Raw genomic sequence first — 24,675 nt, 5'->3', positions numbered from 1 at the left:
GAATTACATAAAATAAGCGCTATGCTCTAACATTAGCAGTTAACTGGATAAAGTTTGAGAAAACATGCAACTGGCCTGCCCGCAATGTGATCTAGTGGTCGATGTGCCGCGACTCCGAGCCAAACAAGTTGCCCAGTGCCCTCACTGTCACTCGAGCTTAAATGCAAGCAACGTCAATAACGACCCTAAAGTTGTAGCCCTCACCCTGAGTGCCATTATTTTATTATTGAGCTCAGTGTTTTACCCTTTTATTTCGTTCTCCAGTCGAGGCATCACGCAAACCATGACCTTGCCTGATGCTGGACGCATGCTTTTTAACTACGACAGCCCCCTGTTAGGGATATTTATTGATATCAGTATCATTATCTTACCCTTGGTGATGTTGTTGTTACTGCTGCCTTTGCACTTAGGTTTTTTGCGCACCTTGCCAAAGCATTGGGGACGCAAGCTGCTGAAATTGACCCTGGCATTGGATACCTGGGTGATGTCGGAGATTTTCCTCGTCGGCGTATTGGTCAGTATGGTCAAGATAATGTCTATGGCTGACATTACCTTTGGCATTAGCTTTTGGGCCTATGGCGGGTTTGTGCTGACATATATAGGTGCTCTATCTTACGTCAACCGTCCTCGACTGTGGCGACAGATTGCCCCTCATAAAGAGGTCGCCGTTCCACAAGGAGTGAGGGCAATTGATGTCAATCTACGAGCCTGCCATGTTTGCCAACAACTTACCTACAACAAACTATGTCCACGCTGTCATAGCACTACGCATTATCGCAACATGCAAAGTGTACAAAAAGCCGCTGCCTGGCTGGTGACTTCGGTACTGTTGTACATTCCTGCCAATGTACTGCCCATCATGTATACCACCAGCTTGGGTGACAGAGAGCCATCAACGCTAATTGGCGGCGTAATACTGTTATGGCAAAGTGGTTCATACCCCATTGCTTCGATTATCTTCCTTGCCAGTGTGGTGGTGCCATTTGCTAAAGCATTAGTGCTTGCGACCTTATGCGTGATGGTTTATCGCCAAGCCAGTCGCCGCTCTATGGTGTACACTCGGCTATATCAGGTTACTGAATTTATTGGCAAATGGTCGATGATTGATGTATTTGTTGTTGCTATCTTGGTAGCCTTGGTACAGCTAGGCAACCTGATGTTGGTCGAACCCGGGTTGGGCGCGTTATGTTTCGCAGCGATGGTTATTTGCCAAATGATGGCGGCCCATGCTTTTGATCCACGTTTGATTTGGGATCCCCCTGAAAAAGTGAAGAGAGTCGTGAATGAGTAATACTGCGCGCATTAAAACGGCGCCTAAACTGTCCCCTATTTGGCTGATCCCTATCATCGCCCTGTTTGTTGGTGCATGGATGTTACTGCAACACCAGCTCTCACAAGGGCAAACTATTTACATCAAAATGCCCCATGCTGAGGGCATCGTTGCAGGTAAAACAGAAATCAAAGTTCGCAGTGTAAAAATAGGCACTGTCGATGCAATTCGATTGGCGTCAAGCCGCGACCATGTCATCGCCCGAGCTCAAGTAGATAACCATTACGATAACTTACTCACTGAAGATGCAAAAATATGGGTGGTCAAACCGCGCGTGGATGAAAGTGGCGTCACCGGCTTTAGTACTTTATTTTCGGGTGTTTATTTAGAATTCGCCCCCGGGGAGAGCAAACAGCTTACCGAGCGTTTTGAATTGCAAGAGGAGCCTGCGCTGATTGCCAATGATGTCAAAGGCGGGCGTTACAAGTTAATCAGCCGAGATGCTGAAGTGCTCGAGGTGGGCACAGGGGTTTACTTCAAAGGGTATAAAATCGGCCAAATCGAAACTGCCAATTTTGATTGGCAACAACAAGTGATGCGTTACGGTTTATTTATTAATGCGCCGTACGAAAACCTAGTGACATTGAACACGGTCTTTTGGGTTAATTCAGGACTCGAATTTGACCTATCCGCTGATGGCATCAACGTCAAAACAGGGTCAATCGCGAAAATGCTAAAGGGAGGTATTTCGCTGGCCACCCCGGAGGGCGATCCTCCAGGAGCCATCGCCAAGCAAGATCATACCTTTAGCCTAAGTGACAGCTATAAAGCCGCATTAGAACAGCGATTTTATGATTACCAGCACTACCTCATTGAGTTTGAGCAGTCTATTCGCGGCCTACGAGAGGGCGCGCCGGTCGAATACAGGGGCATGCGCATAGGCACTGTCGAGCAAGTCCCTGCTGAGGTTATAATTGATGGTCGCCCTGCTCACTTTAGCAATACCAGCAATGCCGTTCCGGTACTTATACGTATCGAGTATGGACGCCTGTACCGCGACTCAGCACAAGCGAGGGAGTTTTGGCAATCCCATGTTGATGAGCTCCTGCAACAAGGCCTTAAAGCTTCTTTGAAGCCTGGCAACCTGCTTACTGGCGCCGTTTACGTTGATTTTGATATCTACCCTGATAGTGAATTGGTCGGCTTAACACAACGCGGCGACTACACTGTTTTCCCCAGTACCTCCAGCGGCATCACGGTGCTGGCCAACCAAGTTAATGATGTACTCAATAAGGTGAAAGGCCTTCGTATAGAGGAAAGTTTGGCTCAGTTTGAAAGCACCATGGCCCGTTATGAAACGCTTGCTGTGGATATGCGCCAGTTCATGAGCGACCCGAGTATGAAAGCGCTGCCCAAAGAGTTTACCCAAGATATGGCAGATATTAGCCAAAGTATGCGCCAATTTGAGCAAAGCATGGAGCAATTTGAGGTCACCATGGCGAGCTTCCAAAATGGTTCGAAAATGTATCAACAAATGCAGTCTTCACTTGAGCAAATGCAGCGCCTAATGGATGAACTGCAGCCCTTATCGAAAGGGTTAAAGGAGCAACCTAATATGCTGATCTTTGATAAAGAGCTACCTGCTGATCCGCTGCCAAGGAGTGATAACTAATGCTTCGACTTATTTTATTACTGATGCTGCCATTACTGGTACTAGGCTGCGCCACGGACTCGCGAACTAGCAATATCCGCTACTACCAGTTAGATAGCGCGCTGTTTAATAACAATCTGCTACGCACCGATGAGCAGACCCAACACCTATTGCGTTTAAGCCCTATCAGTTTACGCGGTAACCTTAATAACCGCGCCATGGTAGTACGACGCTCACCGCAAGAAATATACAGTGCTAATTACCATTTTTGGGCCGATAGCCCAGCACTCATGCTCGAAAGTAGCGCCCAGTTGCAGCTAATGGCTACATTAGAGCAAGTGCTGGTCGTCAAAGGGGCTGATGTCTATGCCGAGCAGCTGCAGTCATCGTTTTATCAACTCGATATCGACATCGACCATTTTAACGGCGGCCTCGATAACAATGCAGAAATAGCAGGCTTGTGGCGTTTATCCCGAGTTGATGAGAAAGGTAAGTTACACGTACTCAGTATGGCGCGCTTTAGCCAAAGCGAGCCTCTGGCACAAGATGGCTACGCTGCTTTGGCATCCGCCCTGAGTAAAGCATGGCAAGCCAGCTTGAAAGAGATTGCTAACGCCCTTCCTCAGCACTTTAATCAAGACTAAATCAAACACATAAAAAAGGCTCCCATGGGAGCCTTTTCTGCACGTTATTATCCAGTAAACTACTGCTGCCAGCTGATTTGCTTTTGGAAGTCAGCCACCGATTCCACCTTGGTTTGCTCAGGTAAATCAGCGAAGTCCTTGTCGGCAAATTTACTGCCACGAAGCTGCACGTTGAGCCTTGCGGCTTCTGGGTTCATCATCGTTTGCTGGTAGAATTCTTGAATGTCTGCAAGCGTCAGTTGCTCGACCGCCGCAATCAGTTGGCTACGGCTGTTGAAATCAAACTGTTCGCGATACCAATCGGTAATAAGGCGTCCAAGTTCATCTTTTAGATTTTTTGGCTGCTCTTTGAGCGCCACGAGAGTGGCATTTTTGAGCTGCGCAAACGTCGCCTCATCCATCTCATTAAGCTCTTGTTGATATTGTTGCTTGAAGCTATCAAAACGGGCCTGCATAGCCTTCGGGCCTTTGACCGGAGTTTGAATAAACAACCCTATGGCGGCATAGTCCTCAAGTGGACGGGCGATAGCACCGACGGCGTAAGCAAGCTGCTCTTCGGTGCGCAGTTTATCAAAGGCCACTGTGCGGAAATGCCCTTGTAATACCGCCGCTGCTGCTTTTTGCGCATAACCTGGGGTTGGGTGATAAACCATGTCAATAATAGCGACATCAGCCACCTCTATGTCTTTATGAACAACATAGGTTTCGCCCTGCTTAGGTTGCCAAGACTGAGAACGCGTATACGGGCTATCTTCTTTTTGCGCCGGCAGCGCCTGAGTAATGTTTTTGGCAATAACGTCAATACTGCTTTGATCATAGTTACCAAAAGCAAATACCCGCACCGTGTTATGCGCCAACACTTGGTTCATCAATTGCTCTAAGTCCGCCACCGTAAGTGATTGCGCTTTGGCAATTAGTGCCTCGGTGTCGTAACTGCCAGAGCGAACTAGATTCGAGTACTCATCAAATGCTTGGTAAAAAGGAAATTGCTGCTGCGCATTGTTTAGTGCCCGTACATAGCGGTCCACGGCTTGGTTAAATGCTTGTTCATCGACCTCAACCTGCAAGTTGCTTAACGCTTCACTCAATAACTCTGGCTGTTTATCGGTGAACCCGCCGACAGTGAGGGTAAACCCGTTACCAGGGTCCATGCCTACCGACATGCCAGCAATAGAGGCCTCGGTTGCCAACGCGGTTTGCGACAAATTGTATAAATCGGCCCACAAATTCATTAACACCTTTGCAGCCATGTTGTTTTGTGGCGCTGGTGAATTAACATACACCTCGACCAACCCCTTAGGCTGCTCAGCAAAATGTTGGCTCGGCTGCTGCCAGATTTTGATACCGTTTTTATCGTAGCTCACAACCGGTTTAGTTTGCGCCGCGTAGCCTCGGGTTTTGATATCAAAATGCTGTGGCAGCAGACGATTAACGCTGGGTAGAGACAAAGCAAACTCGCTCGCTTGCTGCCAACTAGCTTGCTCTTCGCTACTGATATCTTCAATGCGGTATTCGCCGTCGTAGAAGTGCAGTTGACTATCGGTTTGCTCTTGCTGGGAAATATACCAAACTCGCAAGGTCTCGCCGTTAAGCTGTGTCAGCACATCCTGCACTGCCTGCGGATTAAACTCACCATAATAGTAAGGCGCGTTAATTGTATTGGTGAGCGGATAATCCTGCATGCTTTGCGTTAACGAAGAAACATAACTAAATTCATCGCTTTTCTCTAAGAACTGAAACTGGTTATTCAGCGACGTTCGAATTTCGTCGAAGTACTTCTCATCAACACCATTTTCCTTGATAAGCTCAATGTAACGCATAACCGTAGCGACGATTTGTTCACGGTTTTGCATCCCTGCATCCGTCAGTTCAATATCCACTGACAACGCGCCATAATTGCCGTACATATTCGCTGATGCATTGGCACTCAATTGTGAGACCCAGCCCTTATCACGCAGTATTTGCGCTGGAGAGCCTGGCATTTCATTGCTAAGTAAGTAGGCCACAAAGCGGTTCGGCTTAAGGGCAAACTTATCCATGTTATTTTTAATAGTGAAATCAAGCTTCAGCTGTTTCACATCTTCATTGGGCTTGTAGTAAATACGTTTGCCACCAGCCTGATCAAAATCCAGTTCAGCCTTCACTTGTGGCTCATCAATGTTTTTATTTTCAATATCTGCGAAATATTGCTTCGCTAGCTGGCGCATTTCATTGAGTGGGCGATTGGAGATCATCGCTACTTTCATTATATTCGCGGAGTAATACTGGTTATAGAAATCAACCGTTTCTTGGTGTAATGAGCTCCCTTCTTTATCGCCCAACGTCTCTAAATTACCAATCAGGAAGCGGTTTGCTGGGTGCTCACCCATCATTTTACGCGCGAGTTTAAACTGCCCGAAAAAGTCCATTTCGCGGCGCATTGACCACTCAGCATTGACCGCATTTTTCTCTTTATCAGTATACTCAGGGTACAGCTTTGGCGATTTGAAAAAGTCACTGAAACGGTCAAGCCCCTCTGCGTAGGCATCGTTATTCACTTTGAACATGTAGTTGGTGATATCGAGCCAGGTATAAGCGTTATGAGCACCGCCGTTTTTGGTCATAAAGTCACTGTAGCCCTTGGTATCGGGGTAGCGTTCAGTGCCTAAAAACAGCATATGTTCGAGATAATGCGCCATGCCTTGTTGCGACATGGGGTCGTGCAAAAGCCCGACGCCCACGCTTAACGCCGCCGCAGATTTCTCAGCACTGGGGTCTGAAACCAGCACCACATCAATGCCATTGTCCAACGTTAGTGTCTCATAGGCCCGCTTGTCGTTAGGGCTAACAACTAAGTTTTCCGGGATCAATTGCTGAGCCAGTTCGCTTTGTAAAGGCGCCGATGTACTTTTACAACCAGCCAGTACGGCGAGGCTCAGGGCACTCAGGGCACTCAGTGCTAATGTCTTTTTCATGAATTTGTCTCTTATCAGTGGACGTTTTCTTTTATGATCAAAAATCACTGATGAAAATGCAATGAAAAAGCTATCAAGTTTGTAACAATGTATGAAAACACTGACTATCTTTGCTAGCACTCGAATAATAAGAGTAATTCAGGTATTGTCTGGGATGTGTATAAATAATAACGAGTAATGGGAGATTAACGTGCACCAATGGCTTATTTTGGCAATGTTCGCGCAAGTACTGTTAACCCTTGTGGTGATGGTAATAATGGGGCGACGTCGTTTTGCTGCCGCACGCAACAAACAAATTAAAATGCAGCAATTTGCCACTATGGCTCTCGACAACGCCCCGGAATCAGTGCAAGTGGCTGGGCGTAACTTTATTAATCAATTCGAAATCCCAGTTTTATTTTATGTTGCTGTGCTCACTGCATTAATTACACAAACCACCGGCTACGCTTTCACCGCCTTGGCTTGGGGGTTTGTACTACTGCGCCTTGCGCATACTGTGGTACATATTAGTAGTAACCACCTAAAAACACGTTACTACCTCTTTTTGTTTGGTTGCATCACCGTGCTGGCGATGTGGATCATGTTAGTGTTGCGCATGCTTTAGTACCCGCCCAAGAAACGGCGCGCTATCGATACTATAGCACGCCGACTAGGCTTGTCTTACGCACGGCGCCAGCGAGTCAATAAGCTCAGGGGTAACAACCACCAAAATGCACCTGAGCTTGAATCATCACCTGACTCGACAGGTTCATCAATTAATGTATTTTCAACCGGAGTCAGGTTTGCCGCCGAATTGGGGTCATCATCAATGACAATAACGTCGTTAACAATAACTAGATTGTTTGCCGTTAGCTCAGCGCCTTGCTGGCATTCGTCAGTACTGTAATCAACGACCGGCGTGCTGGAACACGTAGGCAGTGCATTAATGGCTTTAACAACCTCCATCCCCTCACCTATTACCTGACCAAACACCGTAAATCCACCGTTTTGCAGATCTAAGTTACTACTGTTATCGGCGACATTGAAAAACCACTGACTTGACGCGCTGTTAGCGTTGCCACTGCGTTTAGCCATGGCGATGGTGCCAGCAACATTCGATAGCACAGGCTCATTATCTACCGTCCCCTGGGATTCAATGGCCACGGCTCCGCCATCGTAAATAAACCCGCCGCCCTGAACAATAAAATCCTGCTCGGAGCGATGCAGATAACTAAACTGATAATCGCCACGCTCAACATAACCTAGAAAATTAGCCACTGTTTTTGGTGCATGCTGATCAAAGAGGTTAATTTGAATGCTACCTTGGGAGGTTTGCATTTCAACGATAGTCGCGTGAACAGGTTGCGCAAGAGTAAGCCCCGCTGCGACCAGACCAAAGCCAATAAGTTTATTCATGGGATTTCCTATATTGTTGTTTTAAGCCACTTTACATTGACTCAGGCCATGCTTCCATGAGGCACAGTGAATAACAACAAATTGATACCTGGGGGTAAAACCCAGTTACAAATTGGTTAACAACATATAACTATAAAGTATCTTTTTGCGCTTTTTTAAAACAGATTCGACTTATCAAACTATCAAGAGTTCTCTAGTATGTGCATATCATTTGAGCAGCTAAAAACAACAACTATGGATAACAGCAACAACCTCATTTGTGACTTTGGTGTTCACAAAGGCGAGTCGTACCGCCAAGTGCCTGCATCGTTTTTAAACTGGATGGTTGGTGTCAATCATCATCAAGCACCCGTAGCACGTGCTGAGTTACGCCGTCGTGAACAAGCAGCACTGGCCAGCGTCTCGTCTTGTGCAAGCCAGCACAGTGAGTTAACTGGCTGATCTGTTGCGGCTGAGCCCGGTTGCTTCAACAAATATCTTAAGTGGGGGATAAACAGGCAGATTTGCACAGTCCGTCTCAGACTAGTGAAATTGTCATAAAATTTAATTAAAATCAGGCGCAACGATAATCGCCGATAGGAATCCCCTGTGCGCCTAATTACTCTTTCAGTGCTTACACTGCTCAGTGCATGCTCTGCCTCCACGCCGACACCCGAGCTACACTCCAACTCCGCACAAGCGCACTATATTAGTGTGTTTCATACTAACGATCATCATGGCCGTTTTTGGCATAACGATAAAGGTGAATACGGTATGGCCGCGCGCGCAACATTACTAAAACAGTTGCGCGCACAAGCTAAACAACGAGGCGATACCGTGCTGTTGCTCTCAGGGGGGGATATCAATACTGGTATTCCTGAGTCTGACTTACAACAAGCGGAACCTGATTTTAAAGCTATGACATTGTTAGGCTACGATGCCATGGCCATTGGCAATCATGAGTTTGATAACCCATTAGCGGTATTAGACAAGCAGCAGCGTTGGGCCGACTTTCCGATGCTGAGCGCAAATATTATCGATAAACGCAATGGCGAGCCTGCTTACACTCCTTATACTCTGTTACAAAGAGATAATCTAAATATCGCTATTTTAGGCCTGACCACCACCGACACCGCGAAGATTGCGAACCCTGATTTTATCGGTAATTTTGATTTTATTGAGCCCGCAACCGCGACCAAAAACATACTTCCTAAAATTGAGCGTCGCAACCCTGATATCGTTATTGCCGTCACGCACATGGGCCACTACAGCAATGCTCAACACGGCATTAACGCGCCCGGCGATGTAACCTTGGCTCGCAACTTACCCAAAGGGGCGGTGGATATGATCATCGGCGGCCATTCCCAAGAACCAGTGTGCATGACGGCACAGAACAGCAACAATGATGATTACCGCCCAGGCATGCCATGCCAGCCAGATAATCAAAACGGTATTTGGATCATGCAAGCCCATGAATGGGGCAAGTATGTGGGTCATGCCCGATTTAAACTGCTAGATGAAGAGTTGACTCTTGAAAGCTACGAGCTGATCCCAGTAAACCTTAAAGATGCGACCGGTGAATGGGTCGGTGATTACATCAACAAAGACCAAGAAATGCTCGACTTTTTAACTCCTTATCAGCAAAAAGGCCAAGAAAAGTTAAGCGTGACTTTAGGGCATACCGAAGTTCACCTTCAAGGCGACAGAAACAAAGTTCGCTTTGGACAGACGAATTTAGGACAGCTGATCACCCAAGCTCAAATGAATCATGTCGATGCTGATTTTGCAGTCATTAGTGGCGGCGGTATTCGTGACTCAATCAGCCAAGGAGATATCGATTACAAAGATATTCTCCGTGTACACCCGTTTAAAAACCGCATTGGCTACATTGAATTTAGTGGTCGTGAGGCTTTTGCATACATCAGTAAAGTCGCATCATACCCTGTTGATTCTGGCGCCTATGCCCACTTCAACCAAGTGGCGCCGGTGTGCGAAGGGGATGAATTGGTATCAGTGCGCATTGACGGTCAGCCGTTACAGCTAGATAAGACCTATCGTATGAGTATCAATAGCTACAATGCGGCAGGTGGTGATGGCTATCCGCGTTTGAACACCGACACCCGCTTCGTTGACACTGGCGACTCAGATGCCAGTATTTTGAGCGAGTATGTAAGCAAGCACAGCCCAATTAAGGCAATGAAAGTGCCTCATCCGGTTACTTGCCAATAACCTCAAAATCATCGTCATTGACGGCCCTAAGCCCATAGTGATGGACACGCGAGCGTGACCCTTCACCATGGGCTTTAGGCGGAAAATAAGGTTCTTTATCTTGCGAGTCTGCTGCAAACACTTCATCCAGTGCAGCACGAATTTCACTCAGCGTTTTCTCTAAACTATTGCCAAAGTTGGGGCGCTTTCTAATCGTGTGTCCTAAATCGATAAGGCGGCCAAAATACTTATGAGCCAAATCCAATAGCTCTTGTGGCACCTCTTTATTTTGATTTAACGTCACCTCAGGGTATTCAATGCCAAATTCCAACAGCGCCAGATAAAAACAGAGGGGCTTGTTCGCTAATTGCACCTGCCTGCCCTGCTCACCATAGCGTAGGCTTTTATTCGCTAAATCAATAAGTAGGCGCTTGCGCTCGAGTATCGGCGTACCCGCTTCTCGCGCTTTATCTAATTTGCTTTGGAGGGTTTTAAACCATGCTCGCATGGCGACAGACAGCAGCAGCACGATGAGTAAAGGCCAAGGGCTCAATAGCTGGGATAGAGGCATCACCGCTGGTGACAGCGTCACGGTGAACGTCTCACCACCTGTGCGAACGAGGTTGAAGCTCTCAAGATTGCTTGTCTCATTCCCGATCGTAGTACCCGCTATTGCATGCACTTGAATTGCGTAACCTTGTGATGCGAGGTGAGTGTTGAGCTGCTTGAGATAATGCACCACGCGTTTGCGATCGCCCGGTACCTCCAACAACCTATTGGGTAGTCCAATGTATTGAGCATCCAGGGCGATGCGTGTTTTGACCTGGGCTATCGCTTGTTGCTGTTGATGATGCCAGCTATTCAATGCCCCCACTGCGTAACTGCAGTAAGCGATAATCATAGCCAAACATGCAAATAATACCGTGGCGATATTGGCATTAAAGCGCCGAACCCAGCTGTGCACATGCTTTAGCAACGCAATTTTAATCGCTCTCACAGCGGCTCTCCTTGAAATGTTGCGGGTGCCGAATCACTACATCGCCAATAAGGTTTGGCTTGTTTAAAGTATTGTGCCGATTGCTCTTCTGCTTGGCTTAAAATAGCGCCCTGAATAGCGCAGGCTAAGTCAGGATTGTCACTGGCTTGGCGTAAAAACCAATGGCTACCACTGATATTGTCACTGATTGCGGTTATATAGTTTGCAGAAAAGCGCTCGTTATCTGCTTGTTGCCAATAGGAACTAATGATATCCACTTCACCTAGCGCTAACTTATCTCGCAACGCACTGTGCGAGTTCACAAAAGTGATATTCAGGCTATTCATATTAATATCAAGCTCCTTGAACACTTGCTTGGGCATAATGTGACCGGAGCGACTGGTGGGATATTCAATTAAGCCAATGCGCTTATCAAGAAAGTAGCTTTTCTCTAAACGCGGTTTTTCTTTACTCGCAATAAAGTAGGCCGTGTATGAAGGATAACCGACAAGGGGCGAGTAGCCATAGGTTTCATGGGCGGTAAAGGCACTGAAGAGGTTTTCCTTCGCAAGGATTAAATCCGCTAGACCTTTTCCTAGCACATTCACCTCAAACTCAGAAGAGCCTCCCCAAAAAGCTTGGACAGCGCCGTATTGCTTAGACACAGTGGTGTCACCACATAGCGATTGAGCCAATCGTTTGACGACATTTTCGCTTGGAGCAAACAACGTAAGCTGCGTTTTATTTTCTGGCTGGGTGGTATTACAACTGTAGTGAGTCGCTATAACATTACCCAGTTGCGTGGTTGCCAGGGTAAAACGCATTGTTCCGATAAGGTAACTAGTTAACGCCAGTACCATTAATGTAACCAGGATAAGCGCAGTGTCACGTCTGTTAAATATGCTTGTCACGGGCTTTTATGCTGCTTTTATTGAATTCAATTACTATTTCAACAATTATAATTACTTATTGCAATAGGTAATTTTATTTATAAACCATAAGCAGTTGTTTTATATACTTTATTAACAAGTAATTATGAATCCCATCAAGTCCTGTTTTTTCGCTTAAAAATCCGGACAATTTGCCTTCACTTAAGCAAGCCAGTAACGTGACAACAACAATGAGTTTACAGTTCAATTATACGCATCTGAGCAAATTGCCGCTTATTTGCACCCTCGCTTTTGTTAGTTTTTTCGCAACGAAAGTGAGCGCTTGGGGCGCCAACGGTCACCGTATTGTAGGAGCCATTGCTGAACACCATTTGGACGCCGAAGTAAAGCAACAGGTGTCTACCATTTTAGCGGGCCACAGTATGGCCAGAGTCAGTACTTGGGCTGATGAAATGCGCTCTTCCCCCGATACATTCTGGCAAAAGCAGGCCAGCCCATGGCATTACATCAATATCGACTCCGTTGAGGAGTTTACGCACCAGCACTTCACAGCAAAAGAACACAAGCATGATGTAAAAGACGCTTATACAGCCATCCTAACGGCTATGAAGGCACTGCGCTCACCAAAAACAAGCCAACAACAACAGCAATTCTATTTGCGTTTTTTAATTCATATTATTGGCGATATTCACCAACCTATGCATGTCGGTAATGCCGAGGACCGAGGCGGTAACCGCATCGATGTCACCTTCTTTCGTGAGCAAACCAATTTACATCGTTTATGGGATACCGACCTTATTGGGAGCCAAAAGCTGTCTTATTCCGAATACGCAGACTTTCTATGCTGCGTTGATACCAAGGCAATCAATAAAGACCTAGATATTAAAAGGTGGCTCATTGAGTCTCACCACTTAGCGCAAGACATTTACGCCAATACCGGTGAGCAAGTCAGCTACGACTACTTATTTACCTACCGTCCAGTGATGGAGCAACAACTGCAGCGTGCGGGTGTACGCCTAGCAGCGGTACTTAACGCACTATACGGACAACAATAGACCGAATTAATAACAATAAAAATATTCACTCGATTACACACTGTTTAACCAATGAAACAAAACACGGGAAACAACATAATGAAAAACGTTCGCTTAACGAAAGTGGCCGGCGCGCTCGTACTCGCTTTGGGCGTGTCAGCAAACGCTTTCGCAGCCGATACTTCATCATCTCTGCGCGGTAAGATCACCACGCCTAAAGGCGATGCTGCAACTAACGTGCAAATCTCAGTGATTCACGAGCCTACCGGCACCGTAAGCACCTTCACGACTAACGATTCTGGCGCGTTCATCGCCAAGGGTTTGCGTGTAGGTGGTCCGTACCGCATCCTCATTGACTCAGATAAATACAGTGATGCAGAGCTGGATAACATCTACCTTGAACTAGGTGAAACTCGCCGAGTGACTTCTCAGCTTGAGCCTATCAACGTTGAGCGTATCGAAGTATCAGGCTACCGTATTTTGCAAAAAGCAGGCGGTTCAAGCAGCGTATTTGGCCAAGACACAATTGCTAACACTCCGAGCTTTAATAACGATATCAAAGACATTGCTCGTTTGAACCCGTTAGCAAGCATTAATGGTAGCGGCGAGCTAACCATTGCCGGTAGCAACCCAAGAAGTAACAGCTTAACTGTTGACGGCATCGGCCAAAATGACGATTTCGGCTTGAACTATGGCGGTTACCCCACTGAGCAGCCACCTGTTGCGCTAGACGCTATTGAACAAGTGTCGGTGGATACCTCTCCGTTTTCAGCGAAAAAAGGTAACTTTGGCGGTGGTGTTATCAACGCGGTAACTAAATCGGGAAGCAATGAGTTTGAATTCACCGGTTTCTATGAATTCACTAACCCAAGTCTTGCTGGAGAAGTAGAGAGTATTTCTCAGGTATACGCAGATGGAAGACCGGCACTCGACGAGAATGGTCGCCGCACCTTCGAAACAACCAAGTCAGACCCGATTCAATCTGAAAAGCGTTTCGGGATCAGCACCGGTGGCGCCATCATCGAAGACGAATTATTCTTCTTTGTGAACTACAACAGCTGGGCCAGTGAACTGGAAATGGACTATGGTTTTGAAGGCTCAGGTGCTACGCACGAGTACGATACCTCAGAGCAAAACTTTAATGAGTTCCTTTCTGTACTAGACAGCACCTACGGTCTGAGCGATGAGCTTGGTGGTGACCCGGAAGATACCAACGACAGCTTACTGGTAAAACTAAGCTGGAACGTGGCTGAAGATCACCGCGCTGACTTCACCTACCAATGGCAAGATGACGCCGACGAGCGAAACTACGGTACCGGTGGCGACACAGTAATGTTGGCTTCGAGCCGTTATACCTACGAAACCAAGTTTAACAACTTTGCTGCTAAGCTATACTCAGATTGGTCAGGTAATTTCTCGACCGAAATCGGTATTGCCTATAAAGATGTCAGTAGCGACAGCCTCACCAACTCAAGCATTGGTAGTGTTAAGGTAGAAGAATACTATCGCGGCCCAGCCTATCAGTTCGGCACCGATGAATATCGTCATAAAAACCAATCGGAAACGGAAAACCTCACCCTGACCTTCGATGGTACTTACTTCTGGGGTGACCACGAAATCAACTTTGGTGCTCAGTACGAGTCACTGCGCCTATACAACCTATTTGCAGCAGGTTCATTAGGTGTGTGGGAATTTGATAGCCTAGAAGGTTTCCAAAACCGCGAAGTGGGTAACTACAACGGTAACTACGACTTCGATTATAGCAATGCCTACACTAATAACGCCGATGACACGGCTTATGACGCACGTCGTAATCAGTTTGCTGTGTATGTTGAAGACAAATTCTACCCAACTGATGAGTTGGAACTTACTGTCGGTCTTCGTTATGAGCGCTTATCATCAGATGATAAACCCACGCTAAACGAAAACTTCCTAGCCACTTATGGGTACTCAAACCAAGAGAACCTTGATGGCTTAGATATTATTCTGCCGCGCGTTGGCTTTAAATACTACGCGTCCGAGAACCTCACCATCAATGGTGGCGTAGGTCGCTTCCAAGGCGGTATTCCAAACGTTTGGTATAACAATCCATACCAAAATGATGGTCTAACTTATGTAGCAGCCACTTCGCAAGCGATTGCGGATTACTATTCACAAGACGGTGTTGAAGCGGATATCACCCGAGTACCTGAAGCAATCCAAGCTTCTATGACTCAAGGCGCGGGAAGCACTAACTACACCGACCCTAACTTTGAATTACCGTCTTCAATTCGTGCTCAACTTGGCTTTGAATATGAGTTTGATTCAGAGCTACTAGGTGATGGCTTTAGCTGGACCGGTGAAGCGGTTTATCACAAAAAAGAAAACGAAGCAGTATGGCACAATACCGCTTTGGTTCCAGTGGGTGAATCAGCTGACGGTCGGGTGATTTACAAGAGCCGTTATGATGGTGAGCGTGAAGAAAATTACGATATCATGATGACCAATGCTGACGAAAACGGTCGCTCAGTGATCCTAGCCACGGCACTTGCCAAAGAGTGGGACAACGGTCTGTATGCGTCTGTGAGCTACGCGCACCAAGATATTACTGAAGTAGCGCCTGGTTCATCATCACGCGCGATCAGTAACTATAAGCATGCGCTAGTCGAGAGCCGCAATATTGATACTGTGGGCCGTGGTCACTATGAAGTAGAGCACAGCTTTAAAATTAACCTTCGCTACAAGACCGAGTTCTTTGAAGGTTATGAATCACAGTTCAACATGTTCTTCGAGCGTCGTTCGGGTCGTCCTTACAGCCATTCAATGGGCTTCTACAATGATTACGACTTCGGCGATATCGGCAGTGAGTTCCAAAGCCACTCAGCCTACCTAGCCTATATTCCATCTGGCGCTGATGACGCAGCGGTCAACTGGGATGAGTCACAGGTGACGTGGAATGAGCTAGAAACCTTGCTAAACCAAGCTGGCATTGCTGAGCGTGGTGAGATCATCGGCCGTAACACCGGCACACAACCTTGGGTAACCACCATGGATGTAAGCTTCAAGCAAGAGATCCCTGGGTTTGCCGAAGGCCACAAAGGCCAGCTTTACGTGATGGTTGAGAACTTCGCCAACTTACTTAATGATGATTGGGGCGTAGAAAAGCGCCTAAGCTATTCAGACCAAGCAGTCTATGACTTTGGTGGCTTAGATGACGAAGGTCGCATCATCATTGACCGTCGCCACAATGGCTTCGACACTCGTAACTACAACTCTATTTCAAAGAGTTCGTCGGGTTGGCAAGCTAAGATTGGTGTACGCTACACTTTCTAATTAGTTAGAAAATCGCAACCTCAAGCCCACCTCCTCGGTGGGCTTTTTTATACCTAGACTTCCCTCTTCCCTAGGGTTATTCGTGATCATTATACCCCTGACACTCTGGTGTGCTTTTATGCAACCGCCTCACCCGACGATATATACATCCCGCTGCTAGTTAATACTCCAACTTACAGTTTATAAACAAAGTTCAATCTAAAGCGGACAAATGGCCTTTAATTTGCTGAAAAAGAGTGACTAAGCTGGCTATGATGGGTACAATTCACCCACTTTCAACAGCCACTAAGCCAAGCGCATCAGAGTGTGTCGATATACTGGCATCTATGAGCCGATGAACTAGGCTTAGCTGTTAATATATTTAAAGCAAGTAACAATAAGAGTCACGCCGTTGAGCAAGTTAAGGGCTTATTTTTGCAATAAAATGTGCAATTTTAGCTTTTCGCAATACCACGGTAACAATAATAGTTTTTAATATCTTACGATAATTAATGACCGTCTAACTAATGACACTTAAACACGGGAAAACAACATGAAAATGCAACTTAGGAAATCGGCACTGTCGATGGCCATTGCCGCTACTGTGGGCATGTCTTCAGGTGCTTTTGCTAACGAAACCGCATCCTCAGTCAAAGGTCAAATCACTGGACCAAACGGCAACCCGGCTGCAGGCACTGAAGTGACCATTATTCACTTGCCGACAGGCTCTGCAAAAACCGCTGTAGTCAATGATGCTGGCTACTTTAGCGCTAAAGGCTTGCGCGTTGGCGGCCCATACAATGTACTGATCGACTCAGATAAATTTGAAGACCAAGTCGTTGAAAATGTTTATCTATCACTGGGTAAAGAGTACCCAGTAACAGTGCAACTTCAAGCGAAAGGCGATATCGAGCAAATCGTAGTCACCGGCCGTCCTATTAGTTCATTTTCAGGTGGCACCGGCCCGGCCGCGACCTTTACTCAAGCAGATTTAGAATCAGCACCAGCCATTAACCGTGACATTAAAGATATTGTACGTGCCGACCCACGTATTTATGTGGACGATAGCCGCGATGCGATTCACTGTGGTGGCGCTAACCCGCGCTTTAACAGCCTAACCCTTGATGGCGTTCGTATGAACGACAACTTTGGTTTGAATTCAAATGGTTACCCAACAGTGCGCCAGCCGTTCTCGTTTGACGCGCTAGAGCAAGTCGCCGTTGAAATGGCCCCGTTTGACGTTCAGTACGGCAGCTTTACCTCTTGTAACATCAACGCCGTTACTAAATCTGGTACTAATGAGTTGCACGGTGGCGTATTCTTTGATTACACCAATGACTCGATGAAAGGCGATAGCATCGACGAAATCGATGGCGACATCGATAACGGCAACTACACCGAAAAACGCTATGGCTTTAATGTGGGCATGCCACTAATTGAAGATAAGCTATTCTTGTTCACCTCTTACGAGAAGTTGGAAGGGGTAAAACAGTTCGATTACGGCCCTGTCGACAATGGTAATATCAGCCAATCAGATATCGACCGCATTCGCCAAATCACCAGCGATGTTTATAACTACGATATCGGCGGAACGCCAGGCAGCATGCCTATTGAAGACGAAAAGCTGTTGGTAAAATTGGACTGGAACATTAACGAAGATCACCGCGCCAGTGTAGTGTATAACTACAACGATGGTTTTGATCTTTCACAGTCTGATGCTGACAACGACGAATTGGCATTTTCTAGTCATTTCTACGAGCGTGGCGCAGAGTTCTACTCTATCGTCGGTTCACTTTACTCAGACTGGTCAGCCAACTTCTCCACTGAAGTACGTATCGGCAAGTCAGATCTAGATGCTCGCCAAGAGTCACTTGATGCAGCCAGCGGTTTCGGTGAATTCCAAATTACTTATGGACCGAATGACGACACCGTATACATCGGCCCGGATGATTCACGTCAGTCAAACGACCTTAACTGGGACAACCTGACTGCGAAAATCTCAGGTACATATTACCTTGACCAACACACCATTACTGCCGGTTATGAGTATGAAGATTTGAACGTGTTCAACCTTTTCGTACAGCATACCGAAGGTGAGTTCCGCTTCGACTCAATCGAAGATTATGAGCAAGGTATCGCTGATCGCGTTTATTATTATAACGCAGCGGGCAGCAACAATCCGAACGACTTAGCGGCAGAATTCTCATACCAAGTGCACACTCTATACGTTCAAGACGAATATAGTTTCACTGATATCGATGCGACCTTGTTGTTTGGTTTACGCTATGACAAATACCAAAGTGACGACTATCCAAACTTTAATGCGCAATTTGAAAATCGCTATGGTTTCTCTAACCAGCAAAACCTAGATGGCGTCGACTTGTTGCAACCGCGTGTTGGCTTTAACTGGTTCGTAGACGATGCCCTTGAGATTCGCGCTGGTTTCGGTCTTTACTCAGGTGGTAACCCGAACGTATGGGCTTCAAGTGCTTACCAAAACGACGGTGTAACACAAATTCAATTGAGCGCATCTGGTGTAGATCTGTTCAATACTGCAATGACCAATGGTGACACTCCGGGTTACGGCGTACCACAGTCACTGTTTGATGAAATCGCGGCAACCACTCCAGGCGCAGGTGATTCAGCAACTCACTCTATCGACCCTGATTTTGAAATCCCGTCAGAGTGGAAGTACTCAGTCGGTGCTACGTACACCTTCGAAAATGACTATGTTGTTAACCTAGATGTATTGCACACGCAAAAACAAGATTCAGCGTACCTACAAGACATCGCTTTACGTGATAGCGGCGAAACAACCTTTGACGGTCGTCCTATTTTCGAAAGCATTGAAGGTCGTAACCAAGAGTACATGCTCACCAATGTGGACGGCGATGATGGCGAATCAACCATTATCTCGGCAGCACTAAGCAAGTCCTACGATAACGGCATCGACTTCACTGTGGCCTATGCATTTACTGATTCAGAAGATGTAAACCCAATGAATAGCTCAGTGGCGGCATCGAACTACAGTAACTTCGCAACCACCAATCCGGGTATGCCAGGACCGGCCACTTCAGATTACGAAGTACCGCACCGCTTTACGTTGCGCCTTGGCTACACCCAAGAGTTCTTCGATGGTTACGAAACTCGCTTCAACCTACTCGGTCAAGCAAGCGAAGGCTTACCTTACAGCTACGTATTTGATACCGCAGACAGCCAGTTCGGCGATTTCAACAACTATGGCTATGGTTCACGCCAATTACTGTACGTACCGTTGGAAAACGATCCAAACGTTGTTTATAACATGAGTGCCGAAGACCTCGCTGCATTCAATGCATTCATCGAAGAAGAAGGCTTGAAGCGTGGCTCAGTGACTGATCGTAACTCTGAGAATGCCGAGTGGTACGTGAAGTTTGATTTGAAAGTAACGCAACAGCTGCCTGGCTTCGCAGAAGGCCACAAAGGTGAAGTGTTCTTTGTCATCGACAACCTAACTAACCTGTTGAACGACGATTGGGGCACTTATAAAAAAGGCTCATTCGTAGGCAACCGTATGGTTGATATGAATATCGACAGCAATGGTCGTTATGTTTATACCGGCTTTAACGATGGCAACCAAGACACGTCTGTACAACGCGACGCGTCACTGTGGGAAATGCGCATCGGTGTTCGCTATACGTTCTAATTGCTAGTAAACACGATAATAGGAGGCTCACCTAAGGTGGGCCTTTTTTATGCCTGACGACTGGCGCTCGCCTCTGCAGCGCGGTTTAATTTCTGCAAACAACCTTTCAGCAAGGCCTGTTCCTGTGCGCTTAGCTCGGTTATTAAGCTCTCTTGCCACTGCAAAGCCCTCACCTCTAACTCATCCATCAATGACTCGCCCAAATGCGTTAAACGCACTTGTTTGGCGCGCCTATCCTCCGCACAAGGCTGCACCTCAACCCATAATTGTGCGTGCAAACCATTAATTGCCCGCGATGCCGTTGATTTGTCTAATAGCGCATAGTCACATAGTTGGCGTGACGTTAGGCCTGATTTTTGTTGTCTTAAATGACACATAATGCGCCATTGGGGAGTTGATAATGAATCTTGATAAACAGAGGCAAAAGCAGCGCTGACTTTGGCCCCAGACAAGGTGAGTAGATAGGGGATGAAGTTATTTAAATCAAATGGCATCGACTTTACACGTAAAATTTATGTTACACCCGCCCTGTGCGTGATGTTTGAAATTACTCTCACATGAGAGTATGTTGGCTAACAATACAACAGGAGCCTACTAATGAGCAAACATACACTGCAATACATGACCGGCTTTGGCAATGAATTTGACACCGAAGCCCTTGCCGATGCCTTGCCAATTGGTCAATTCAGCCCACAGAAGGTCAACTATGGCCTTTACGCTGAACAATTCTCGACAACCGCGTTTACCGCGCCGCGCGCCGACAATCGTCGCTCTTGGCTATATCGTATCCGCCCATCGGTGGTTCAAGGAGATTATCAACCCCTGGACAATGGCTTACTGCGCAGTGCCCCCATCACCGAAGTGCCAACACCACCGACCATGCTACGTTGGGATCCCATAGACATTCCCGTTGAGCACACCGACTTTATTGATGGTCTGGTGACCATGGCAGCAAACGGTAGCGTCACCGGTCAAGCCGGGATTGGTATTCACGTCTATGTGGCCAATACCTCGATGCATGAGCGCTACTTTTATAACGCCGATGGCGAGATGCTGTTTGTGCCGCAACAAGGCGGCCTGCGACTGCGTACAGAATGCGGCATCATCGAAATTGTCCCTGGGGAAATCGCGGTGATCCCTCGCGGAATGAAGTTCCTTGTCGAATTAATCGATGGCCCCGTGCGCGGTTATATCTGCGAAAACTACGGCCACCCCTATATTCTTCCCGAGCGCGGTCCGGTGGGCGCCAATGGCTATGCCAATGACCGCGACTTCCAATACCCTGTCGCTGCATTTGAAGACAAAGAAGGTGACTTTGAATTGGTGGCCAAGTTTAGCGGCCAACTGTATCGAGCAGATATCACTCATTCACCACTGGATGTGGTGGCTTGGACCGGTAACAGCGCGCCATACAAATATGACCTGTCACGTTTTAATGTCATGAACACGGTCAGTTTCGATCACCCAGATCCATCCATTTTCACGGTATTGACCTCTCCTTCAGGCACCCCTGGAGTGGCCAATGTTGACTTCGTTATTTTCCCAGAGCGATGGATGGTCGCCGAGCACACCTTTAGACCACCTTATTATCACCGTAATGTCATGAGTGAATTTATGGGTCTGATTAAAGGCACCTATGACGCGAAAGAAGCGGGCTTTGTGCCAGGTGGCTCGAGCCTACACAATTGCATGTCACCACACGGCCCAGAAGCTGAAGTGTTCGACAAGGCAAGCCAGGGCGAGCTTGAGCCGGTTCGCTATGAAAACACCTTAGCCTTTATGTTTGAATCCCGCTATATCATTGCCCCCACAAAGTACGCGTTAACTGGCAAAGAGGGCCAAAGCAACTATCTTGATTGCTGGAAAGGGATAAAAAAACACTTTAACGGAGAGAAATAATGAAGCTATACAGTTATTTTCGCTCATCGGCGGCTTATCGCGTGCGCATTGCACTAAATTTAAAGGAGCTGGAGCATGACATTGTACCGGTCAATTTGCTCAAATCCGAGCAGCGTGGCGAGCCCTATCTCAGTAAAAACCCCCAAGGCTTGCTACCTGCCATTGAAACCGAGCAAGGCGTACTTAGTCAATCACTGGCTATTTTAGAGTGGTTGGACGAAATAGCCCCGCAGGCGCCGCTGGTTAGTGGTGATGCCTGGGAAAAAGCACAAATTCGCTCGCTGGCATATGCCATTGCCGTCGATATTCACCCCATCAACAATCTGCGTGTGCTAAAGTATTTAACAGCAGAGCTCAATGTCAGTGATGAGCAGAAAACCAAGTGGTATCAAGACTGGATAGTGACTGGCTTTGACAGCCTTGAAAGTCAGCTCGGCGCGGGTCCATTTTGCTTTGGCAGTGCGCCAACACTTGCCGACATCTGCCTGGTACCTCAAGTGTTTAACGCGCTGCGGTTTAAGGTCGATATGGACCGTTACCCCAAAATCATGGCTGTCTATGAGCACTGTAATACGCTCAAAGCCTTTGCTGATGCAGCGCCGCAGCAACAGGTGGATGCCACCTAAACACGCAAAGCAACAGGTATCACAATTGTGTCTGTTGCTTTGACATAACGATTACACCTCGGAGAAACCGATATGCGCACAGCGCTTGTGGTATTGATAACACTGATGTTCGCCCCGCAAGGGGTGGCCGATACCAAGAAAACCAAAACGCGTGTTTGGGTCGATGCGCAGCACACATCGGTGTGTTGGTATGAAGAGCGTCGTTACAGTGAAGGGGCGGTAATTGATATGTTTGGGGCGCCGAAAATCTGTGCCCGTAAACACCCAAACCAGGATAACGGCGCGCTTATCTGGCGAGCTGTAGACAAACAGGGCCACCCTGTTTATCCCGAGCAGCAAGGCAAAATCCGCGTACACTAACTAATGCTATAAGGTGATTGAGCCCAATGATCTGGGCCCAATCACTTTGTGCTTTTAAGATGACTCTTCGTTGCGCTGCGGAGCCATTACACGCAATGATGAAGGCTGAATTTCAATGACCAACTCATCTGCCTGACGAGTTTCACCATCAATTACGTAATCAATAGGCTCATTGGCTGTAACACGCACTTTACGGGCATTGGTATGGTGCGCATTCACGTCAAGTTGAGTTTGAGTCACACTGTTAAACGCAAGCTCAGCAATACTAAGTACGTTAACGCTGGAGTCTTTGGCCGGTTCGAGCCAATTGACATCTAATAAACCATCGTCATGCTCAGGTTGCCCTCGCCCTTGCGCTAACAAAGTGAAAATAGGCGCTGCGTTGGCAATAATCATACTGTTTGTATGCACGGACTGAGGGGCCATATCATCCAATGTTAACTCGTAATCTTTGGCCTTATGCTCGCCAAGCGCTTGCCAGAAGCCTTGCAAATAGGCGAACTGGCCGCTGCTATTTTTGGCGTCGCGATGAGCGCTTTCAATCATTTTTTGCTCAAACCCTAGGCCGATGAGTAGCAGCGTTAACTCATCATTACAGCGCGCTGTGTCTATGGCCTGAACATCTCCACTGATCAACACATCAAGGGCCTTATCAACCCCAAAGGCTTTAGACTCAATCCCCATAATCACATGCGCTAAGGCGTTGGCTGTGCCCATGGGAATAATTCCTAGGACGATATCGCTATTACAGATCACAGAGGCAACTTCGGTGACCGTGCCATCGCCCCCGCAAGCGATGATCATATCAGGATGTTCGGCCAACGCTTGCTCGGCTAGCATCGCCGCATTAACCTCCTCTGTGGTGGTTTTCACCGACATATCAAAATAGCCATTGAGGCGTGACATGATCTCGTGCTTTTTTTCACCCCATAACTTACGTCCAGAGACTGGATTAGCAATTAAGCACACTTTATTGCGTACTTCGAGTTCACCACTGCTGTGCATTTTCTTCAGGGCCTTGCGCTGGAAGCGATTGAGGTTGGCCGTCTCACGGGTCTCCTGAATTCGCGACAATACTTCGTCTAGGTCCGCCTCAGGCTCTTTAGCCAGTAAGTAAGCAGCCATCACTAACACCGAGCGCCCGCGTCCAAGGGCACAATGTACAACCACATTGCGGTTGCGTTTGCGGTGGTGATGAATCCAGTTGATGGCTTGGCGCAGTTGCGCACGGTTTGGCGCCGCATGATCCAACACAGGGATATTTAAATAGCTGATGTTTTCACCGATAAGCGACCAGTCCAAGCCATCAAACTCGCAGGTAGCATCTAGTATGGCAGTGACATTTTCATGCTTAAGGGTTTCCACATCGGAAGGAAACAGTCGGCAGGCAAGAAATAAGCCTGGCTCAACCTCTTGAATAGGTGGCACTTTATCTGTGCGCCGTTGCCAAGAGTTATATAGTTGCGCACCCAACAAGAAGGGAATAAATGCCCAACGAATATACCAAGGTATACTGCCGTCTTGACGCTTTCTAAAAATGCGCCCTAAATTGGCGATATAGGCCAAGGAAACCAGTAGTAACGACAGTGCGCTCCAATAGAAAAAAATTGCGAAATAAGGAATTTTAATAACTACGGCAATGGCACAAAGCGCCACGGCCATCAATAAGTAAGCAACAGCAGCGTACATCAACCACTCCTTGTATAGTGTTATAGTAAAACCATATCACGATCATCAGTAAGCGCAAGCGCTAAAAGCCTCTCTTTAAATATCCATGTGTAACGCTTTAATACAACGAAGTTATTGATGTCGT

Annotated in this window: 18 protein-coding genes; 12 read left to right on the top strand and 6 right to left on the bottom strand. The window is 47.1% G+C overall.

What is annotated here, in order from left to right; genetic code table 11:
- Positions 1 to 64 precede the first annotated feature (64 nt).
- The 3 genes from W04_RS00190 to W04_RS00180 are packed head-to-tail and all read left to right on the top strand — an operon-like array spanning position 65 to position 3,565.
- Complete coding sequence (locus W04_RS00190) at positions 65 to 1,291, top strand: PqiA/YebS family transporter subunit (protein ID WP_053909329.1); 1,227 nt, start codon at positions 65 to 67, stop codon at positions 1,289 to 1,291.
- Positions 1,284 to 2,942: an intermembrane transport protein PqiB gene (gene pqiB / locus W04_RS00185; protein ID WP_053909328.1), complete on the top strand. Its 1,659-nt coding sequence runs from the start codon at positions 1,284 to 1,286 to the stop codon at positions 2,940 to 2,942. Before W04_RS00190 ends, pqiB begins: the two co-directional genes overlap by 8 nt.
- A complete protein-coding gene (locus tag W04_RS00180) occupies positions 2,942 to 3,565 on the top strand; it encodes a membrane integrity-associated transporter subunit PqiC (RefSeq protein ID WP_053909327.1) in 624 nt (207 codons plus the stop codon). The genes pqiB and W04_RS00180 overlap by 1 nt, the downstream gene beginning before the upstream one ends.
- Before the next feature lie 59 nt (positions 3,566 to 3,624).
- Here the strand turns inward: W04_RS00180 and W04_RS00175 are convergent, their stop codons facing one another.
- Complete coding sequence (locus tag W04_RS00175) at positions 3,625 to 6,519, bottom strand: insulinase family protein (RefSeq protein WP_053909326.1); 2,895 nt, start codon at positions 6,517 to 6,519, stop codon at positions 3,625 to 3,627.
- A 190-nt stretch (positions 6,520 to 6,709) separates the two neighbouring features.
- Here W04_RS00175 and W04_RS00170 point away from each other — a divergent pair, with 190 nt between their 5' ends.
- Positions 6,710 to 7,123 carry an MAPEG family protein gene (locus W04_RS00170; RefSeq protein ID WP_197275924.1) on the top strand — a complete coding sequence of 138 codons (414 nt, stop codon included), beginning with the start codon at positions 6,710 to 6,712 and terminating at the stop codon, positions 7,121 to 7,123.
- A 56-nt stretch (positions 7,124 to 7,179) separates the two neighbouring features.
- Here the strand turns inward: W04_RS00170 and W04_RS00165 are convergent, their stop codons facing one another.
- The gene (locus W04_RS00165; RefSeq protein WP_053909325.1) at positions 7,180 to 7,914 is read right to left on the bottom strand and encodes a peptidylprolyl isomerase; all 735 of its coding nucleotides are present in this window, start codon (positions 7,912 to 7,914) and stop codon (positions 7,180 to 7,182) included.
- A 198-nt stretch (positions 7,915 to 8,112) separates the two neighbouring features.
- On the opposite strand from W04_RS00165, the gene W04_RS00160 reads away from it, so the two are divergent.
- Entirely contained in the window at positions 8,113 to 8,355 is a 243-nt protein-coding gene (locus W04_RS00160) for a hypothetical protein (RefSeq protein WP_306341141.1), read from the top strand.
- Between the two features lie 147 nt (positions 8,356 to 8,502).
- Positions 8,503 to 10,122, top strand: a complete 1,620-nt coding sequence (ushA, locus tag W04_RS00155) for a bifunctional UDP-sugar hydrolase/5'-nucleotidase UshA (RefSeq protein ID WP_053909324.1) — start codon at positions 8,503 to 8,505, stop codon at positions 10,120 to 10,122.
- Here the strand turns inward: ushA and W04_RS00150 are convergent.
- Positions 10,109 to 11,098: a hypothetical protein gene (locus W04_RS00150; protein ID WP_053909323.1), complete on the bottom strand. Its 990-nt coding sequence runs from the start codon at positions 11,096 to 11,098 to the stop codon at positions 10,109 to 10,111. The genes ushA and W04_RS00150 overlap by 14 nt on opposite strands.
- Positions 11,095 to 11,937: a PhnD/SsuA/transferrin family substrate-binding protein gene (locus tag W04_RS00145; RefSeq protein WP_157576169.1), complete on the bottom strand. Its 843-nt coding sequence runs from the start codon at positions 11,935 to 11,937 to the stop codon at positions 11,095 to 11,097. The genes W04_RS00150 and W04_RS00145 overlap by 4 nt, the downstream gene beginning before the upstream one ends.
- A 260-nt stretch (positions 11,938 to 12,197) precedes the next feature.
- On the opposite strand from W04_RS00145, the gene W04_RS00140 reads away from it, so the two are divergent.
- From W04_RS00140 to W04_RS00130, 3 genes are all read left to right on the top strand, one after another.
- Positions 12,198 to 13,022 (top strand): S1/P1 nuclease, encoded by an 825-nt coding sequence (locus W04_RS00140; protein ID WP_053909321.1) that lies wholly within the window; start codon positions 12,198 to 12,200, stop codon positions 13,020 to 13,022.
- A 78-nt stretch (positions 13,023 to 13,100) separates the two neighbouring features.
- Positions 13,101 to 16,313, top strand: coding sequence for a TonB-dependent receptor (locus W04_RS00135; protein ID WP_053909320.1), 3,213 nt, complete (start codon positions 13,101 to 13,103; stop codon positions 16,311 to 16,313).
- A gap of 532 nt (positions 16,314 to 16,845) precedes the next feature.
- Complete coding sequence (locus tag W04_RS00130) at positions 16,846 to 19,977, top strand: carboxypeptidase regulatory-like domain-containing protein (protein ID WP_053909319.1); 3,132 nt, start codon at positions 16,846 to 16,848, stop codon at positions 19,975 to 19,977.
- A 47-nt stretch (positions 19,978 to 20,024) separates the two neighbouring features.
- Here W04_RS00130 and W04_RS00125 read toward each other — a convergent pair whose 3' ends face one another.
- Positions 20,025 to 20,471 carry a MarR family winged helix-turn-helix transcriptional regulator gene (locus tag W04_RS00125; RefSeq protein WP_053909318.1) on the bottom strand — a complete coding sequence of 149 codons (447 nt, stop codon included), beginning with the start codon at positions 20,469 to 20,471 and terminating at the stop codon, positions 20,025 to 20,027.
- A 103-nt stretch (positions 20,472 to 20,574) separates the two neighbouring features.
- On the opposite strand from W04_RS00125, the gene hmgA reads away from it, so the two are divergent.
- The 3 genes from hmgA to W04_RS00110 all read left to right on the top strand — a co-directional run bounded on the left by hmgA (position 20,575) and on the right by W04_RS00110 (position 22,862).
- Positions 20,575 to 21,876: a homogentisate 1,2-dioxygenase gene (gene hmgA / locus W04_RS00120; RefSeq protein ID WP_053909317.1), complete on the top strand. Its 1,302-nt coding sequence runs from the start codon at positions 20,575 to 20,577 to the stop codon at positions 21,874 to 21,876.
- The gene (gene maiA, locus W04_RS00115) at positions 21,876 to 22,502 is read left to right on the top strand and encodes a maleylacetoacetate isomerase (RefSeq protein WP_053909316.1); all 627 of its coding nucleotides are present in this window, start codon (positions 21,876 to 21,878) and stop codon (positions 22,500 to 22,502) included. The genes hmgA and maiA overlap by 1 nt, the downstream gene beginning before the upstream one ends.
- A gap of 72 nt (positions 22,503 to 22,574) precedes the next feature.
- Positions 22,575 to 22,862: a DUF1496 domain-containing protein gene (locus W04_RS00110; protein WP_053909315.1), complete on the top strand. Its 288-nt coding sequence runs from the start codon at positions 22,575 to 22,577 to the stop codon at positions 22,860 to 22,862.
- Between the two features lie 54 nt (positions 22,863 to 22,916).
- Here W04_RS00110 and W04_RS00105 read toward each other — a convergent pair whose 3' ends face one another.
- Entirely contained in the window at positions 22,917 to 24,551 is a 1,635-nt protein-coding gene (locus W04_RS00105; protein WP_053909314.1) for a diacylglycerol kinase family protein, read from the bottom strand.
- Positions 24,552 to 24,675 lie beyond the last annotated feature (124 nt).

Origin of the sequence: Pseudoalteromonas sp. SW0106-04 (genome assembly GCF_001293805.1) — a bacterium.
In the GTDB taxonomy this organism is placed as follows: Bacteria; Pseudomonadota; Gammaproteobacteria; order Enterobacterales; family Alteromonadaceae; genus Pseudoalteromonas; species Pseudoalteromonas ruthenica.
This window is presented reverse-complemented; position numbering and strand designations above follow the sequence as displayed.

What these genes read in the sequence shown, in the direction of transcription:
- W04_RS00190 (WP_053909329.1), top strand. Translation starts at nt 65, where the DNA reads ATGCAACTGGCCTGCCCGCAATGTGATCTAGTGGTCGATGTGCCGCGA.
- pqiB (WP_053909328.1), top strand. Translation starts at nt 1,284, where the DNA reads ATGAGTAATACTGCGCGCATTAAAACGGCGCCTAAACTGTCCCCTATT.
- W04_RS00180 (WP_053909327.1), top strand. Translation starts at nt 2,942, where the DNA reads ATGCTTCGACTTATTTTATTACTGATGCTGCCATTACTGGTACTAGGC.
- W04_RS00175 (WP_053909326.1), bottom strand. Translation starts at nt 6,519, where the DNA reads ATGAAAAAGACATTAGCACTGAGTGCCCTGAGTGCCCTGAGCCTCGCC.
- W04_RS00165 (WP_053909325.1), bottom strand. Translation starts at nt 7,914, where the DNA reads ATGAATAAACTTATTGGCTTTGGTCTGGTCGCAGCGGGGCTTACTCTT.
- W04_RS00160 (WP_306341141.1), top strand. Translation starts at nt 8,113, where the DNA reads ATGTGCATATCATTTGAGCAGCTAAAAACAACAACTATGGATAACAGC.
- W04_RS00145 (WP_157576169.1), bottom strand. Translation starts at nt 11,937, where the DNA reads ATGGTACTGGCGTTAACTAGTTACCTTATCGGAACAATGCGTTTTACC.
- W04_RS00140 (WP_053909321.1), top strand. Translation starts at nt 12,198, where the DNA reads ATGAGTTTACAGTTCAATTATACGCATCTGAGCAAATTGCCGCTTATT.
- W04_RS00135 (WP_053909320.1), top strand. Translation starts at nt 13,101, where the DNA reads ATGAAAAACGTTCGCTTAACGAAAGTGGCCGGCGCGCTCGTACTCGCT.
- W04_RS00130 (WP_053909319.1), top strand. Translation starts at nt 16,846, where the DNA reads ATGAAAATGCAACTTAGGAAATCGGCACTGTCGATGGCCATTGCCGCT.
- W04_RS00125 (WP_053909318.1), bottom strand. Translation starts at nt 20,471, where the DNA reads ATGCCATTTGATTTAAATAACTTCATCCCCTATCTACTCACCTTGTCT.
- hmgA (WP_053909317.1), top strand. Translation starts at nt 20,575, where the DNA reads ATGAGCAAACATACACTGCAATACATGACCGGCTTTGGCAATGAATTT.
- maiA (WP_053909316.1), top strand. Translation starts at nt 21,876, where the DNA reads ATGAAGCTATACAGTTATTTTCGCTCATCGGCGGCTTATCGCGTGCGC.
- W04_RS00110 (WP_053909315.1), top strand. Translation starts at nt 22,575, where the DNA reads ATGCGCACAGCGCTTGTGGTATTGATAACACTGATGTTCGCCCCGCAA.
- W04_RS00105 (WP_053909314.1), bottom strand. Translation starts at nt 24,551, where the DNA reads ATGTACGCTGCTGTTGCTTACTTATTGATGGCCGTGGCGCTTTGTGCC.